Annotated in this window: 17 protein-coding genes; 6 read left to right on the top strand and 11 right to left on the bottom strand. The window is 64.6% G+C overall.

What is annotated here, in order from left to right; all coding sequences use genetic code 11:
* Nucleotides 1-21 precede the first annotated feature (21 nt).
* The 3 genes from WFP36_RS08660 to galE form a co-directional block, all read right to left on the bottom strand.
* Nucleotides 22-645 (bottom strand): HAD family hydrolase, encoded by a 624-nt coding sequence (locus WFP36_RS08660; protein WP_336979693.1) that lies wholly within the window; start codon nucleotides 643-645, stop codon nucleotides 22-24.
* Between the two features lie 136 nt (nucleotides 646-781).
* The gene (gene ykgO / locus WFP36_RS08655; RefSeq protein WP_029941846.1) at nucleotides 782-907 is read right to left on the bottom strand and encodes a type B 50S ribosomal protein L36; all 126 of its coding nucleotides are present in this window, start codon (nucleotides 905-907) and stop codon (nucleotides 782-784) included.
* A 71-nt stretch (nucleotides 908-978) separates the two neighbouring features.
* Nucleotides 979-1,983, bottom strand: a complete 1,005-nt coding sequence (galE, locus tag WFP36_RS08650) for a UDP-glucose 4-epimerase GalE (RefSeq protein ID WP_336979684.1) — start codon at nucleotides 1,981-1,983, stop codon at nucleotides 979-981.
* A 134-nt stretch (nucleotides 1,984-2,117) separates the two neighbouring features.
* Between galE and WFP36_RS08645 the strand changes: the two genes are divergently transcribed.
* The 3 genes from WFP36_RS08645 (at nucleotide 2,118) to WFP36_RS08635 (ending at nucleotide 4,796) form a co-directional block, all read left to right on the top strand.
* Nucleotides 2,118-2,978, top strand: a complete 861-nt coding sequence (locus WFP36_RS08645) for a hypothetical protein (protein WP_336979682.1) — start codon at nucleotides 2,118-2,120, stop codon at nucleotides 2,976-2,978.
* Nucleotides 2,979-3,057: 79 nt separating this feature from the next.
* A complete protein-coding gene (locus WFP36_RS08640) occupies nucleotides 3,058-3,663 on the top strand; it encodes a DUF4136 domain-containing protein (RefSeq protein ID WP_336979680.1) in 606 nt (201 codons plus the stop codon).
* Nucleotides 3,660-4,796 (top strand): M14 family metallopeptidase, encoded by a 1,137-nt coding sequence (locus WFP36_RS08635; RefSeq protein ID WP_336979678.1) that lies wholly within the window; start codon nucleotides 3,660-3,662, stop codon nucleotides 4,794-4,796. Before WFP36_RS08640 ends, WFP36_RS08635 begins: the two co-directional genes overlap by 4 nt.
* A gap of 902 nt (nucleotides 4,797-5,698) precedes the next feature.
* Here WFP36_RS08635 and WFP36_RS08630 read toward each other — a convergent pair.
* From WFP36_RS08630 to WFP36_RS08615, 4 genes are read right to left on the bottom strand one after another with little or no spacing between them, the layout of a single operon-like run.
* Nucleotides 5,699-6,202, bottom strand: coding sequence for an MgtC/SapB family protein (locus WFP36_RS08630; protein WP_336979676.1), 504 nt, complete (start codon nucleotides 6,200-6,202; stop codon nucleotides 5,699-5,701).
* 33 nt (nucleotides 6,203-6,235) lie between these two features.
* Nucleotides 6,236-6,652 (bottom strand): cytidine deaminase, encoded by a 417-nt coding sequence (locus WFP36_RS08625; RefSeq protein WP_336979674.1) that lies wholly within the window; start codon nucleotides 6,650-6,652, stop codon nucleotides 6,236-6,238.
* Nucleotides 6,653-6,662: 10 nt separating this feature from the next.
* Complete coding sequence (locus tag WFP36_RS08620; RefSeq protein ID WP_336979672.1) at nucleotides 6,663-7,361, bottom strand: glycoside hydrolase family 25 protein; 699 nt, start codon at nucleotides 7,359-7,361, stop codon at nucleotides 6,663-6,665.
* Between the two features lie 39 nt (nucleotides 7,362-7,400).
* Nucleotides 7,401-7,883 carry a UPF0262 family protein gene (locus tag WFP36_RS08615; protein WP_336979669.1) on the bottom strand — a complete coding sequence of 161 codons (483 nt, stop codon included), beginning with the start codon at nucleotides 7,881-7,883 and terminating at the stop codon, nucleotides 7,401-7,403.
* A 161-nt stretch (nucleotides 7,884-8,044) separates the two neighbouring features.
* Between WFP36_RS08615 and WFP36_RS08610 the strand changes: the two genes are divergently transcribed.
* Nucleotides 8,045-9,568 (top strand): replicative DNA helicase, encoded by a 1,524-nt coding sequence (locus tag WFP36_RS08610; protein WP_336979667.1) that lies wholly within the window; start codon nucleotides 8,045-8,047, stop codon nucleotides 9,566-9,568.
* Nucleotides 9,569-9,688: 120 nt separating this feature from the next.
* On the opposite strand, the gene WFP36_RS08605 is transcribed toward WFP36_RS08610, so the two are convergent.
* On the bottom strand, nucleotides 9,689-10,873 hold the full coding sequence (locus WFP36_RS08605) for a phospholipase D-like domain-containing protein (protein WP_336979665.1): 1,185 nt from the start codon (nucleotides 10,871-10,873) through the stop codon (nucleotides 9,689-9,691).
* A gap of 180 nt (nucleotides 10,874-11,053) precedes the next feature.
* Here WFP36_RS08605 and rpoZ point away from each other — a divergent pair, with 180 nt between their 5' ends.
* Together rpoZ and WFP36_RS08595 are read left to right on the top strand one after the other, a co-directional pair.
* A complete protein-coding gene (rpoZ, locus tag WFP36_RS08600) occupies nucleotides 11,054-11,398 on the top strand; it encodes a DNA-directed RNA polymerase subunit omega (RefSeq protein ID WP_054531068.1) in 345 nt (114 codons plus the stop codon).
* A 322-nt stretch (nucleotides 11,399-11,720) separates the two neighbouring features.
* Nucleotides 11,721-12,467, top strand: a complete 747-nt coding sequence (locus WFP36_RS08595) for a ParA family protein (protein WP_336979662.1) — start codon at nucleotides 11,721-11,723, stop codon at nucleotides 12,465-12,467.
* Nucleotides 12,468-12,528: 61 nt separating this feature from the next.
* On the opposite strand, the gene WFP36_RS08590 is transcribed toward WFP36_RS08595, so the two are convergent.
* The 3 genes from WFP36_RS08590 to ftsH form a co-directional block, all read right to left on the bottom strand.
* Nucleotides 12,529-12,879: a hypothetical protein gene (locus tag WFP36_RS08590; RefSeq protein WP_336979661.1), complete on the bottom strand. Its 351-nt coding sequence runs from the start codon at nucleotides 12,877-12,879 to the stop codon at nucleotides 12,529-12,531.
* Between the two features lie 278 nt (nucleotides 12,880-13,157).
* Nucleotides 13,158-13,418, bottom strand: a complete 261-nt coding sequence (locus tag WFP36_RS08585) for a hypothetical protein (protein WP_336979659.1) — start codon at nucleotides 13,416-13,418, stop codon at nucleotides 13,158-13,160.
* Between the two features lie 172 nt (nucleotides 13,419-13,590).
* The gene (gene ftsH / locus WFP36_RS08580) at nucleotides 13,591-15,552 is read right to left on the bottom strand and encodes an ATP-dependent zinc metalloprotease FtsH (RefSeq protein ID WP_336979657.1); all 1,962 of its coding nucleotides are present in this window, start codon (nucleotides 15,550-15,552) and stop codon (nucleotides 13,591-13,593) included.
* Nucleotides 15,553-15,596: the final 44 nt, after the last annotated feature.

The raw sequence follows: 15,596 nt of genomic DNA, 5'->3' as shown, positions 1-15,596 counted from the left end.
AAGCCCTGCCCGTCCGGAAGCTCAGCCCAGCAGGCCGAGCGCTTTCAGTTCCGCTTCCAGCGTAGCGGCATCGGTGAAGAGATGGCCGTTCCAGCCGCATTCGCGCGCGCTGGCGATGTTTGCGGGATTGTCGTCCACGAACAGCATGGCGCCCGGCGCATGGCCGAAGCGGCTTTCCGCCAGCCGGTAGATCGCGGGATCGGGCTTGGCGAGTTTCTCCGTGCCGGAGACGACGATGTCCCCGAACAGGTCGAATACCGGTCGGCCCGGGCGGAACATCGCCCAGAACTCGTGCCCGAAATTAGTGATGGCGTAGAGCGGTACGCCCTGCGCGTGCAGCGCATGCGCCAGTTCGATCGTGCCTTCGACCGGGCCCGGCACGGTTTCGCTGAAGCGCGTGGCATAGGCGCGGATCAGATCGGCATGTTCGGGATAAAGCGCGATCCGTTCCGGCACCATATCCGCCAGCGCGCGGCCGCGATCATGCTCGAAATGCCATTCCTCGGTGACGACGTTTTCGAGAAACCAGTCCAGTTCCTCCCGATCGTCGATCAGCTTTTCGAAAAGGTGGCGCAGATCCCAGTGATAGAGCACCCGGCCTACGTCGAACACGACGGCTTTGATGTTTCCGGCAGTCTGGCTCACGAATCACCTCGATCAAGTGTTGGGCTGCCGGTTCCGGGCCCGAATGACACGCGGAAAACACGCATAAGAAAAGCCCCCGCTTTCGCAGGGGCCTCTCTTCAAATCCCGCCACGGCTTGGCCGCGGCGAGGCAGACATCAACCCTGGCGCGCCTTGAAGCGGCGGTTGGTCTTGTTGATCACATAAGTGCGGCCACGGCGACGGATCACGCGGCAATCCCGGTGGCGGTCCTTGAGCGACTTGAGGCTGTTGCGAATCTTCATGGCTCTATCTCGTCTGCGGGATTACCCGCTGAAAATTGAAGCCGCGCCGTTACGGGCGATGGGCCCCCAAGTCAACCTTCCCCACGGATTTCGCTCAATTTCCGCTCCCAGGCGAGCGCATGCGTGACGATCTGGTCCAGATCGGCATGCTGCGGCACCCAGGGAAGGGTCTGTTTGATCCGGCGGTTGTCCGAAATCAGCGAATCGGGGTCGCCCGCACGGCGCAGGCCCATGATTCGTTCGATCCGGCGATTGGTCACCCGGTCCACCGCGTCCAGCACTTCGAGCACGGAGAAGCCCCGACCATAGCCGCAATTCATGGTGAGCGACTGATCGGGCTTCGCGATCAGTTCTTCCAGCGCCAGCACATGGGCGGCGGCAAGGTCCGTGACATGGATGTAATCGCGCACCCCGGTGCCGTCGGGCGTATCGTAATCCGTGCCGAAGACCTGCACATTGGCACGCTTGCCCAGCGCGGCCTCCACCGCGACCTTGATCAGATGAGTCGCCCCGGCAGTCGATTGCCCGCTGCGCGCCTGCGGATCGGCGCCCGCCACGTTGAAATAGCGCAAGGCGCAATAGTTCAGCGGATGGGCCTTTGCCGTGTCCGCCAGCATGATCTCGGTCATCAGCTTGGACATGCCGTAGGGATTGATCGGCAGCTTGGGGCTATCCTCGTTCACCGGGGACACTTCGGGAATGCCATAGGTCGCGGCGGTGGAGCTGAAGATGAAATGCTTCACTCCGCCCTTCACGGCCGATTCGATCAGCGCCCGGCTCTTGGCCGTGTTGTTGTGATAATATTTGAGCGGGTTCTCGACCGATTCGGGCACGATGATCGACCCGGCGAAATGCATCACCGCGCCGATGCCCCGTTCCGCGATGATCCGGGCGAGCAGCGCCCCGTCTTCGATATCGCCTTCATAAAAGGCCACGCCATCGGGAACGGCAAAGCGGAAGCCGGTGGTGAGATTGTCGATCACCGTCACGTCCCATCCCTGATCGAGCAGGGCAAGGACGGCGTGGCTGCCGATATAGCCGGCACCGCCGGTCACGAGCACGGGAAGTCTGGTCATGATCGGGCTGCTATCACTGCGGAAAGACGGAAGGGTTAAAGGGAAATACGCCGGCGGTTCATAGCGGGGCAATCCGGCAGGGCATAGGCCGGACAGGCTCTGCTCCCGAATAGCCGGACGTTTCGGATCGCCCCATGCCCCATTCTCCCCAATCCCCCCGTTTCACCGCCCATCGCGCGGGCATTGCCTGCCTCGCCGCACTTACGCTCCTGCCCGCCGCGCCCGCACTCGCAGGGCCGCCCGCCTGGGATGGCGGCTGGGGGAGCGGCAGCTGGGGCAGGCCGTCTTCCACCTTCGACCGTTCCCCTTCCCGCCTTTCCAGCCGCAACAGCCAGAAAGACAATGAAGGCGAAGTGGACGTGACCCGCTTCGTGGTGGAAGGCGATGCGGCCGCTGCGCTCGGCAAGGGACCGGTCAAGGTAGTGGTGCTGTCCAACGATGCGCCGCGCCAGCCCGGCAGCGCAGTCTATGACGAGGCGCCGCAAGCCGAACGCTCCGAAACCTCCTATGGCCCACCCGGCCCCTCCGCACCTTCCCCGGGCACGGGCGACGAGCGGGAGAACGCGACCTTCGAGGCCGCCGTGATCGATCAACTGGTCCAGGCCGGCTATCAGACCCAGAACGGGCAGACCCAGAACGGCGCCGCCGGGCAGCTGGTGGAACTGCGCATCGTCCACGGCGTGGCCCAGCCTGCCGAGCCGCCGCGCAAGCCGGTGAGCGGCGAGATGGACGTGGGCGTTTCCAATCGCGGGTCGATGGTGGGCCTCGGCCTCAATCTCGATTTCACCAAGCCGAAGAAGGCCCTGCTTTCCACAAGGCTGGAAGCCCGCATCCGCGACGAGGCATCGGGCGCGGTGCTGTGGGAAGGCCGCGCCGACATCGCCACGCGCGAGGGCAGCGAGAAATGGACCGGCCAGGCCATCGCCGCCAAGCTGGCAGAGGGCCTGTTCCGCAAGTTCCCCGGCAAGAATGGCGAGAATTACAACCTGCGCTGAGATGGCTGCCCTACGCCGCGCTTGCATCCGCGCCGCTTCCCACCCAGAATCGGCGCAAGGCCCAGGGAGGGGCACGAGAATGACACCGATCCGCACTGCCATCCTCGCCGCATCGGCCACCGCGCTGCTGGGGCTGTCCGGCTGCATGACGCCCATCGGCCCGGTCGAGGTGACCCGCTTCCACGATGCCGCCCGGCTTTCCCAGCTGGGCCACGGCACTATCGCGGTGGAAAGCGCGCCGGGGCTCGATCCCAAATCGCTGGAACTGGCGAGCTACAAACTGGCCGTCGGGCGCGAACTTACCCGGCTGGGCTATGAAGTAGTGGCCGAAAGCGCGGGCACGCAGGTGGCTGTGGTGCGGCTGGAACGCGCCACCATCCAGCCCGATGGCGGGCGCAACCCCGTCAGCGTGGGCGGCGGCGCCTCGGTCGGCTCCTATGGTTCCGGCGTGGGGCTCGGCATCGGGATCGACCTTTCGGGCAAGCCCAAGGCTCAGGTCGATACCAGGCTGGGCGTGATGATCCGCGAGCGGGCCAGCGGGCAGACCCTGTGGGAAGGCCGGGCCAGCTTCACTGTGCGGGCCGATGCGCCGCTGGCGCAGAACCAATTGGGCGCGCCCAAGATGGCGGCGGCCCTGTTCAGCAATTTCCCGGGCAACAATGGCGAAACGGTCGAGGTAAAGTGAACAGCCAGCCGATCAGGATCGACGCGGCATTCGATGCCGGCAATATCGAAGTGCTGGAGATTTCCGGCGCCAGCGCGAAGCTGGCGATCCGCAAGGATCATCTCTCGGACTTCTATCAATGGTTCCACTTCCGCGTCTCCGGCGCGGCGGGGCGCGAATTGGTGCTGAAGATCACCGGGCTCAACCATTCCGCCTATCCCGATGGCTGGCCCGGCTATCGCGCCTGCGTTTCGGAAGACCGGGACTATTGGGCCCGCGCCGAAACCAGCTTCGACCGCGGGGAAGAGGAAGGCACGCTCACCATCCGCTACACGCCGGAAGGCGGCACGGCATGGTTCGCCTATTTCGCGCCCTATTCGATGGAGCGGCATCACGATCTGGTGGCGGAAACCGCCTGCTATGAAGGGGTGAGCCACCGCGTGCTGGGCACCTCGCTCGACGGGCAGCCGATCGACTGCCTCGAAATGGGCGAAGGCCCCACGCAGGTGTGGCTCTATGCCCGCCAGCATCCGGGCGAGAGCATGGCCGAATGGTGGATGGAAGGGGCACTGGAATGCCTCACCGATCCGGCCGATCCGGTGGGCCGCACCCTGCGCGCCAAATGCCGCCTGCATATCGTGCCCAATGCCAATCCCGACGGCTCGCGGCGCGGGCATTTGCGCACCAATGCGGCGGGCATCAACCTCAATCGCGAATGGGCCGAACCCAGCGCGGAAAAGAGCCCCGAAGTGCTCGCCCTGCGCAATGCGATGGATGAAACCGGCGTGAACTTCGCGATGGACGTCCATGGGGACGAGGCGATTGCGGCCGTGTTCCTGGCGGGCTTCGAAGGCATCCCGTCCTGGACCGACGAACTGGGCGCAGCCTATGAACGCTACCGCTCGATCCTGAAGCGCCGCACGCCCGATTTCCAGACCGCCAGGGGCTATCCGGTGGCGCGGCCGGGGCAGGCCAACCTCACCATGTCCACCAACCAGCTGGCCGAACGCTATGGCGCCTGTTCCATGACGCTGGAGATGCCGTTCAAGGACAATGACGATCTGCCTTGCGAAGAGCAGGGCTGGAGCGCGGAACGTTCGAAGATTCTGGGCCGCGATTGCCTTGCCGCGCTGGTGGAATGGCTTGAGGGGTAAGGGGGGCCCTGCGCGGTAGTTCATGAAAGGGCCGCGTGGTTCCCTCTTCGTCATGCTGAACTTGTTTCAGCATCCATCCTTCCCCACAAACTGCCGCTCGATCCGGAGAAATGGATCCTGAAACGAGTTCAGGATGACGGAATGTGCCTGCTCCTTTTAACCCAAACCACCTACCCCGCCCATCCTGAGCTTGTCGAAGGACACGGGAAACGACAGCCCTATGAGGCCCACTTGAATGCGCCCGGAACGGGCCTCGACGCGTATCCTTCGACAAGCTCAGGATGAGCGGGTGTGGGTGCAGGGCCCAGGCACACCCCGTCATCCGGCGGCGAGCCCGGACATAACGCCAGTGTGAAAACCCAAAGGAACCGCGCGGCCGGCAATGCGCCGGGGGCAGTGCGGAAGGTTTATCTTGCGAGTGGCCCGGGCGCCTGTTCCGCAGCGCGCATGGGCTCGGCCCTGTCCGGAGCGGCAAGGAAGCGCGGGCGGGCTCGCACGAGGCGCACTTCCATCGCGGCTGGTGCCGCGCCTGATCCGTTCCGGCGGCTGGGCCGGCCGAAGCCTGCCCAAGGCGCATGAGCGCCGGCCGCGATGCGGGAGTGACATTCCCCTGTTGTAAGCAGGAGCACCCGCGATTGGAGGGGAAGGCAAGCCGGCCGAGCCGCCTCCCGGTTCCATATCCTGTTTTGAGATGCAGGATGGGCGTGCATATAACCAAATAGGTTCAAATTGTCAAGAGAGATGTGCCGACACGCACTTGGCCTCGTCATTGCGAGCGGCGAAGCCGCGCGGCAATCCAGGGTGACTGCGCGCAACCGCTCTGGATTGCTTCGTCGCTTCGCTCCTCGCAATGACGAACCGGTCACTCCGCCCTCGCAGCACGTCCTGTCATATCGTTGTCACTATCGGTCATCCGTCAGCTCGGCGCCGTCTTTCCGGCGCCTCCGCTCCATCCAGTCTTCCAGCAGGCGTAGCAGGGTTATCATCACCAGGCTGATGGCCGAGCCCACCGCCACCAGCGGCCACTGCCCTGCCCCGCAGGCAATGCCCACCACGGCGGCCAGCCAGAGATTGGCGGCAGTGGTGAGGTTATGCAGCCTGCCCTTGCTGAACACGATCAGCCCGGCCCCGATGATCCCCACGAAGGAACCGGCCGCCTCGAAAATGCGCAAGGGGTCCATCCGGCTGCCCGCATTGGGCGCGCCAAGCTGGAGATAGAGCGCGATGACCGAAATCGTCATGGCGGCGGCGGAAAAGCACACCAGCCCATGCGTGCGCAGGCCCGCCGCATGGCCGCGCATTTCGCGGTCGAGCCCCAACAGCAGCCCGATCAGCGCCGCCGCGCCCAGCCGCAGCAATATCTCGCCATCGATGGCACCAAGCGGAGCGGAAGGATTGAGCAGCATGGCCGTGTCTCCCTCTTCCGCGCTCGCTATCGCCTAGTCCAGATTGCCCGGCCCGAAGGCACGCGGCAGCAGTGCGGACAGCAGCACCGGCTCCGCCTCTTCCTTGCTGGCGCACCAGATCACCGGATCGGTGCCGCCCAGATCGGCCAGTTCGAACAACATCTGGCGGCAGCGTCCGCAGGGCGTGACCGTTTCCTTGCCCGAACCGATCACCGCCACGGCCTCCAGCCCGCCGCGGTGCCCCTCGTTCATGGCCCTGGCCACCGCGACCGCTTCGGCACAGAAGGACAGGCCGTAGCTGGCATTTTCGACATTGGCCCCGGTCACGATCGTCCCGTCGGCAAAGCGCAGGGCCGCGCCCACGCGGAAATTCGAATAGGGCGCATAGGCATTGTCCTGAGCACGCTTGGCCGCGATCACCAGCTCGTCCCGGTCCGAATCGTCGCTCATTCGATTATCCTCAAGGCTGTACCACTACCCAGCGCACCGGCACCGGGCTCGCTTCAGAGCGTAGCGCGGAATTGGCCGTCCACAAAGTCCATGGGCGCCCGGCATAGTCCGGCTCAAACCGGTCGCGCGTCAGCCACAGATTGCGGTCCAGCGCAGTGGCGAGGCGATAGCGCTTCTCGAAGGCGCTGGAGATCTTGAGCAGAGCCGGCTTGCCCGCATGGCCTTCCACCTGGTTGAGGAAAGTCATCAGCTCGCTTTCCACGGCCTGATCGCTCACCGGCTTGGGGCATTCGTCGGCCGTCTCGTCCAGTTCGATGGCGGGCGGCAGCAGGCTGTCGTCGCGCGGCACGACCGTGACGAAATTGGCCGCCTGCCGGTCTGCCGGAACGCAGGGATCGTAATGATGCACCGCGCCGAACTGCATCCCGGCGGCGCGTACGGCCTCAAGGTTGCGGGCAAAGGCGGCATCGCGCCTGGTCGCGCCGTTCGACGCTTCGAGATAGGCGAAATCCGCCCCGATGGCCTTGAAGGCGACAAAGCTGGTCCGCCCGTCGCCCGCGCTCACCAGAATGCCCTGCGCGGGATAGGCCTCGCGCGGCGGGGTCCAGTGGATGAACTCCCACCACTGCCAGGCACCGCCCAGCAGCGCAGCCAGCAACAGCGCCGCCATCACGCGCCAGCGCGTGGGAAATCGCTTCTTTCTGCCCATCGGGGAATCGCCTTTCGCCTGGGAGCCCTCCAGCCCCTGCTAGCCCTTGATATGCAGCACGCAGATCAGGGTAAAGAGCCGCCGGGCCGTGGCGAAGTCCGTTTCCACCTTGCCGTCCAGCCTTTCCAGCAGCAGCCGCGCGGCCTGATCGTGGATTCCGCGCCGGGCCATGTCGATCGTCTCGATCTCCTGCGCGGAAGCCTTGCGGATCGCCTGATAATAGGAATCGCAGATGGCGAAATATTCGCGGATCGGGCGGCGGAAGCGGGCTAGGCCCAGCAGCAGCGTTTCCACCGGATTGCCGGCCTCGTCGGAAATATCCATCGCCAGCCGTCCGTCCTGCACCGCCAGCCGCAGGCGCCAGGGGCCGGACAGGCCGGAAGCGGCGGCGCGCACCGGCTTGAAGCGGTTCTCCTCGATCAGGTCGAAGATCGCCACGCGGCGTTCCTGCTCGATATCCGCATTGCGCCACAGGATCGTCGCCTCGTCTAGCTCGATATGGCTGATGCGGTGGTCGTCCATGGCTGCCGATCCTTTCGCACCCGCCACGGTAGGCGGCAAGGAATTTGCAGCGGGACCAATCCGGAAGGCGGGCCGGGAAATCGATCCATCCCCGATATCCACAAGGCCCCTTCCCGCCTGCCCGCTTGCGCCCTGCCGCCCGCCATGTGCATGAGGGGCCGATGTCCGACGAAGCCCTTCTGATCCGTTCCCCTGCCGCTGCGCCCGCCGAACCGCAGGCCCGCAGCCTGCCCGCCAATATCGAGGCGGAAGCGGCCTTCATCGGTGCGGTGCTGATCGACAACCGCGTGATCGAGGAACTTTCCACGCCCCTGCGGCCAGACCATTTCTTCGAGCCGGTGCATCAGCGCATCTACGAACGGGTGCTGACCCTGCTGGATCGCAATGCGGTGGTCACTCCCGTGACCCTGCGCCCCTATTTCGAAGCGGACGAAGCGCTGAAGGAACTGGGCGGCATCGCATATCTCGCGCGGCTGACGGCGGACGGGCAGGGGTTGCTCGCCCCGCGCGAGCTTGCCTCGCAGATCTACGACCTCGCTCTGCTGCGAGAGCTGGTGAATGTCGGCCGCAATCTGGTGGAAGAGGCGCTGGATACGTCAGAAAGCGTCGAGCCGCTCAAGCAGATCGAATATGCCGAAGCCGCGCTCTACAAGGTGGCCGAAGGCGCCGCGACCGCCAATGAAGCCTCCAGCTTCCGCAGCGCCACCCATACGGCGCTGAGCCAGATCGAGGCGGCGATCAATTCGGGCGGCCACATCTCGGGCAAGACCACCGGCCTGACCAGCGTGAACGAGAAGATCGGCGGCCTGCACGATTCCGACCTCATCATCCTGGCCGGCCGTCCGGGCATGGGCAAGACCTCGCTCGCCACCAATATCGCCTTCAATTGCGCCGAGCGCCTGCTGAACGACCGCGAGATGGGCATCGAACGTTCCGTGGGCGCGGGCGTGGTGTTCTTCAGCCTGGAAATGAGCGCGGACCAGCTGGCCACGCGTATCCTTGCCGAACAGGCCGAGGTTTCCAGCGAGGCGCTGCGCATGGGCCGCATCAGCCGCGACCAGTTCCAGAAACTGTCCTTCGCGGCGCAGCGCCTGGCCGAACTGCCGCTCTATATCGACGATACGCCCGCCCTTTCCATCGCCGCCCTGCGCGCCCGCGCACGGCGGCTGAAGCGGCGGCACGATATCGGGCTGATCGTGGTCGACTATCTCCAGCTGCTGCAGGGCACCGGCCGGGGGAACGACAACCGCGTGAACGAAATCTCGGAAATCAGCCGCGGCCTGAAGACATTGGCCAAGGAACTGAGCGTGCCGGTGATCGCGCTGTCCCAGCTGAGCCGTGCAGTGGAACAGCGCGAGGACAAGCGGCCCCAGCTGTCCGACCTTCGCGAATCCGGCTCGATCGAACAGGACGCCGATATGGTGTGGTTCATCTACCGCGCCGAATATTACCACAACGCCCTGAAGCCCGACGGGCCGGGCCTGAACGGCTTCGCCAATGCCGAGGCCGAGGCGAAATACAGCGAGTGGGAACAGCGCCACGGCGAACTGGTGAACCGCGCCACCCTGATCGTGGCCAAGCAGCGCCACGGTTCCACCGGCAATATCCCGCTGCAGTTCCAGAGCGAGATCACCAAGTTCTCCGACCTTGCCGAAAGCAGCCGCGGCTACGACGATTACGAGTAGGGCACTCAAGGACAGAGATCGTCATTGCGAGGACCGCAGGGACGAAGCAATCCATGGCGTTTGCGCGCTGGGCTATGGATTGCCGCGCGGCTTTGCCGCTCGCAATGACGATAGGAGAGCCTACAGCCCCAAATTCAGCCGCCGCGTGACGGTGTAATCCACCACCGTCACCAGGAACCAGCTGAGGCTCCAGCGGATGCGGTTCCACACGGTGCGGCGCTGGCGATGCAATTCGGGCGTGACCTCGGTCGAGTGCGGCAGATGCTGGGCGATGAAGGTCCGCATCCGCTCCGCCAGCGCCTTGTCCTCGATCCGCAGCATGATCTCCAGATTGAGATAGAGGCTGCGCATGTCGAAATTGGCCGAGCCGATATAGGTCACATCGTCCACCACGAAGAGCTTCGCGTGGAGCTTGCACGGCTCGAACTCATGGATTTCCACGCCCCGGCGCAGCAGGCGGCCGTAATTGGCGCGCGCCGCACCCACCGTAGCGGCATTATCAGACTTGGCGGCCAGCAGCAGCCGCGCCTCGCCCCGCTGCGCCACATGGCCGATCCGCCGCACCAGCCCGCGGCGGGGGGAGAAATAGGCGACCATGATGTCCAGCCGGCTGGCAATGGCGATATCGGTGATGATGCAACGCGCCCATGGGCCAAGTGCCTGCGACGGACCGCCCAGCAGCCAGCGCACCGTGGTAGTGCCCGAATTCCAGCGCCGCACTTCCCGCCGCGCTTCCAGCAGATGCACCTGCCGGTCGTCGGTCCAGCGCGCGAGAATGCCGAACCAGTCGCACAGGCGCTTCACCGCATCGCCTTCCACCAGCACGCCCAGATCGTTCCAGCCGTTCTTCTCCGGCGGGTCGAAATAGGCCTGTTCGATATTGAAGCCCCCGATCATCGCGGCCTCGCCATCGCGGATCGCCATCTTCTGGTGATTGCGGATGAGATAGCGCACGCCCCAGCGCGAGCTGAAGCGCTGCACAATGCCGCCCGCATCGGTGAGGGGCTGCAGGAACTTCGCATCGGCGGTCGATCCGAAATCGTCGACGATCAGCGTCACCGCCACGCCCCGCCGCGCGGCCTGCGCCAGCGCATCGCGCACCGTGGCGGCGCATTCGTCAGTGGCGAAGATGTAGAAATAGAATTGCAGGCTGTGCTGCGCCGTCTCGATCAGGTCCAGCAGCGCTGCCAGCCGGTCGCCCCCCTTGGGGAAGAAAGTCAGCTTCTGGCCCTGGGCGCGAATCGCAAAGGGATCGAGGTCGCGAAAGGGGGCCGGGCCTTCCGGTTCGGGACGCGCGCTCTCCATGGCTGCAAGCAAAGAGCATAGCGGCCCCGCGCGGGCAACCCCGCTATCCTGCCGCGCGCCTGCCGCATAGGCGCCGCATACCGGCCCACATGGGGCGGTGCTGCGGCATTTCCTTGACTTTCGCCCCCCCGAAACCTAATTGGCCAGCTTTCCCGGCAGATTCATTTCACTGGAGTGCCCATGGCGCGCGTTACCGTCGAAGATTGCGTCGACAAGGTCCCCAACCGTTTCGATCTCGTCCTGCTTGCCGCACAGCGTGCGCGCGAGATTTCCGGCGGTGCGGAGCTGACCGTCGATCGCGACCGTGACAAGAACCCGGTGGTCGCCCTGCGCGAGATCGCCGACGAGACCGTGCGCCCGCGCGACCTCAAGGAATCGCTCACTCAGTCGCTGCAGCGCGTCCTGCCTGACGATGAGGATGAAGCGGATGAAATCGGCTCGCTGAGCCAGTCGGCCGAGGCGCTGCGCATCACTGCCGCCGCCCCGACCCGCTCGACTTCGATCGGCGCCGATTACGACGGCTGATCTTCCCCGCCGAAGATTGCCACGATCAAAGGGCTGCACCGCAAGGTGCGGCCCTTTTGCTTTGGCGATTGGGTGACGTGCGAACACAACGAGATTCCGCTCCGGACGGATCACTCGAATCAGGTTCGTCATTGCGAGGGGCAACCCCCCGAAGCAATCCAGGGCGAAGCGCGCTAGGTCCTAGATTGCCGCGCTGCTTCGCCGCTCGCAATGACGAGCAACTTCGGATGCCATGACCGGGGAATGACCGGGGCCCTCCCGGACTTGAATACCGTCATCGAACTGTAACAAACTCCTCCCTCAGCGAATGGGGGAGACTGGCATGGCCGTGATTGCCGTTTACAGCGTGAATGGGGGGGTGGGCAAAACCACCATTGCAGCCAATCTCGCGTGGTGTTCCGCCGTGCAGGGCGAAAAGCGGACCCTGTTGTGGGACCTCGACCCGTCGAGCGGCGCGGCCTTCCTGTTCGGCGTGGAGCCCAAGGCGAAGAAGAAGGGCGGCGCGGCCGGGATATTCCGGGGCAAGGAAGAGGCCGGAGAACTGATCCTGCCCAGCGGCTATTGGGGGCTGGACCTGCTGCCCGCCGATGACAGCCTGCGCGATCTGCATGGCAGCCTGACTGCCTTGGGCAAGAAGAAGCGGCTGGCGAAACTGGCCGGGGAACTTTCGGAGCAATATGAGCGGATCATCCTCGATTGCCCGCCCGTGCTGAACGAGGTTTCCGCACAGGTGATCCGCGCGGCCGACGTGGTGATCGTGCCGCTGCCGCCCTCCCCTCTGGCGCAAAGGGCGCTGCAGTCGATCCGCAAGGAACTGGCGGCCAATCACAAGCGCCATCCCCCGATCCTGCCGGTACTGTCGATGTTCGATGCCCGCCGGGGCCTGCACAAGCAGCTCAGGGCCGGGATGCCGGACTGGCCGGTAATCCCGATGAGCAGCGCGATCGAGCAAGTGGCCGAGCGGCAGGCGCCGCTCGGCAGCTTCGCCCCGAATTCGCCGAGCGCGGCAGCCTTTAGCGGCCTGTGGCAGGCAATCGAGGCGAAGCTGGAGGAACTCGGGGCAGCCTAGGTCGCGTGGACAAATTCGGACCTGAATGGGCGTCTGTTATCTGGCAGTGTGGTCGGCGACTTTAATGCCCGGAAGGTTGTGGGAAGCGGACTTTTCGACGATTGTATCGACGGCGCTGGACCGCCTGCAGTATGCCGCCCGCAATCTCGATGAGCGACAACACCAGCAGACCACCAATCGCGTAACTGGCGACCAATGTGAAACCGTCAGTCAGGCTTGAAAAGCCGCTTTCCCAGGGATGCGGGAATAGTTGATTCACAACAAAGAATATGAATGTTGCCAAGAAGATGCCCGCAGAACCGAATGCTATCCTCACTTTCGGCTCATTTATCCGAAGGCGATCTCTGGCAAAAAGCGCAAGCAATGCAATGGCACTGGTGCACAGTAAATGGACGACTTCGTGAACGGTCATGGCGCCTACTTTCCCGCATGGAGATAACCCGAGCATTGAACGTCCGCAATGCTGTCGTGTCCGGACTGGCAGCTTCTGGGTTGAAATTCTGAAAAGCGGTCATGGAAGCTTGCACTGGAATGTGTCCACGCGGCCCAGGAAAGGCTCTGCTTCGCCTGAAGCGGCTCGTCATTGCGAGGGACGCAGCAATCCAGAACCCAACGCGCTGCGCCGTGGATTGCCACGGGACCTGCGGTCCCTCGCAATGACGATGAATTGAGTTCTGCGCCCGGCCGGCGTCACTCCGCCGGAGCGGTAGTGCTGTCGGCCATGGCGTCCTTCACGTCAGCGGACGCATCGTTCGCCGCATCTTCCGCCGCGCCGATGGCTTCTTCCACGCCCTGCGAGGCATCGTCGGCGGCCGAGCTGACCGTATCGCCCATGGCTTCGGCGGTGTCGCCCGCCTGTTCCACTGCCGCATCGGCATTGTCTTCGGTTTCCTGCGAGCAGGCAGCGAGGGCAAGGCCGAGGATCGGGGCAGCCAGAATCAGCTTCTTCATCGCAATCTCCCTTTGGGTCTGTTGTTCGGGATGGTCGTGAGGGCGCGCGCAATGGCCGCCCTTATAGAAACGGATCGCCGGCGGACGGGGTTTCCCCATCCGCCGCGTCTGAGGCCCGGCTTGCCCCACCGCCAAAGGGCGTCGCACTGGGGCGACGGGCAAGCCGGTGGGATCAGACCCCTTGCGGAGCCGCGTCGCCGGAGTAGCGCTTACCCGCCTTGGGGATCGACGAGCCGTGAACCGGGCGGACGACCGCCGGGCCGGACGGCTTGTCGGGCCGGTCGATCTTGCCATCTTCCAGCAGCTGCTTGATCTCGTCGCCGCTCAGCGTCTCATATTCCAGCAGCGCCTGGGCCAGCAGTTCCAGCTGGTCGCGATGTTCGGTCAGCAGGGTCCGCGCACGCTCATGCGCGCCGTCCACCAGGCCGCGAATCTCGGCATCGATCAGCTTGTTGGTCTCATCCGACATCATGGTCCGCTGCGTGCCGCCCATGCCCAGATAGCCTTCGTACTGGTCCTCATACTGGAGCGGGCCGAGCTTGTCGGACATGCCCCATTTGGTGACCATGCTGCGGGCAAGGTTGGTGGCGTAGGAAATGTCGGAGCTTGCGCCCGAGCTGACCTTGTCATGCCCGAAGATCAGTTCTTCCGCCACGCGGCCGCCCATGCTGACCGAGAGGTTCGCATGCATCTTGTCGCGGTGGTAGGAATAGCTGTCGCGTTCCGGCAGGCGCATCACCATGCCCAGCGCGCGGCCGCGCGGGATGATGGTGGCCTTGTGGATCGGGTCCGAAGCGGGTTCGTGGACAGAGACGATCGCATGGCCGGCCTCGTGATAGGCGGTCATCTTCTTCTCTTCCTCGGTCATCACCATGGAGCGGCGTTCCGCCCCCATCATGACCTTGTCCTTCGCGTCCTCGAATTCCTGCATGGCGACGAGGCGCTTGTTGCGCCGCGCGGCCAGCAGGGCCGCCTCGTTCACGAGGTTGGCGAGGTCCGCGCCCGAGAAGCCCGGCGTGCCACGCGCAATGGTGCGCGGATTGACGTCGGGCGCCAGCGGCACCTTCTTCATGTGGACCGAAAGGATCTTCTCGCGCCCTTCGATATCGGGGATCGGCACCACGACCTGACGGTCGAAACGGCCCGGGCGCAGCAGCGCGGGGTCAAGCACGTCGGGGCGGTTGGTCGCCGCAATGATGATGATGCCTTCATTGGCCTCGAAGCCGTCCATCTCGACCAGCAGCTGGTTCAGCGTCTGCTCGCGCTCGTCATTCGAATTGCCCAGGCCATGGCCGCGATGGCGGCCCACGGCGTCGATTTCGTCGATGAAGACGATGCAGGGCGCGTTCTTCTTGGCCTGTTCGAACATGTCGCGCACGCGGCTGGCGCCGACGCCGACGAACATTTCGACGAAGTCCGAGCCGGAAATGGTGAAGAAGGGCACGCCCGCCTCGCCCGCAATGGCGCGGGCGAGCAGGGTCTTGCCGGTACCGGGCGAACCGACCAGCAGCGCGCCCTTGGGAATCTGTCCGCCGAGCTTGGAGAAACGCTGCGGGTCCTTCAGGAACTCGACGATTTCCTCCAGTTCCTCGCGCGCTTCGTCGATGCCGGCGACATCGTCAAAGGTCACGCGGCCATGGCGTTCGGTCAGCAGCTTGGCCTTGGACTTGCCGAAGCCCATCGCGCCCGAACCGCCGCCTTTCTGCACCTGACGCAGCGCGAAATAGGCCACGCCCAGGATCAGCAGGAACGGCAGGGACTGGACGAGGATGTAGAGCAGCAGATTCGGCTCGTCCGGCGCGGAGCCTTCATAGCGGACGCCGTTTTCCTCGAGCAGCTTGGGCAGATCGGTATCGTTCGCCACCGGAATGGTGGTGAAGGCTTCCTTGTTCTTCAGCACACCGGTGATGCGGTCAGGTGCGATCTGCACCTGTTCCACGCTGCCTTCGGCTACCTTGGTCCGGAATTCGGAATAGGGCATCGCGCTGCCCTGCTGGGTCGCGCCGGAACTGAACATGGAGACGACCAGCAGCAATGCCAGGAAGATCCCGCCCCATACTGCGAGATTCTTGATCCAGGGATTGCCACCCGGTTCGCGATCGGGGTCGCGGTTGGGATCGGGTCCGTCACTCATTGGTTAGTCCTGCCTTTCAACTCCCGATAATGTAGGACGGGTGG

This window comes from Fulverythrobacter fulvus, assembly GCF_037154085.1.
Lineage (GTDB): Bacteria > Pseudomonadota > Alphaproteobacteria > Sphingomonadales > Sphingomonadaceae > Andeanibacterium > Andeanibacterium fulvum.
The sequence above is the reverse complement of the archived record's forward strand: the minus strand, read 5'-3'. Positions and strand labels throughout refer to the sequence as shown.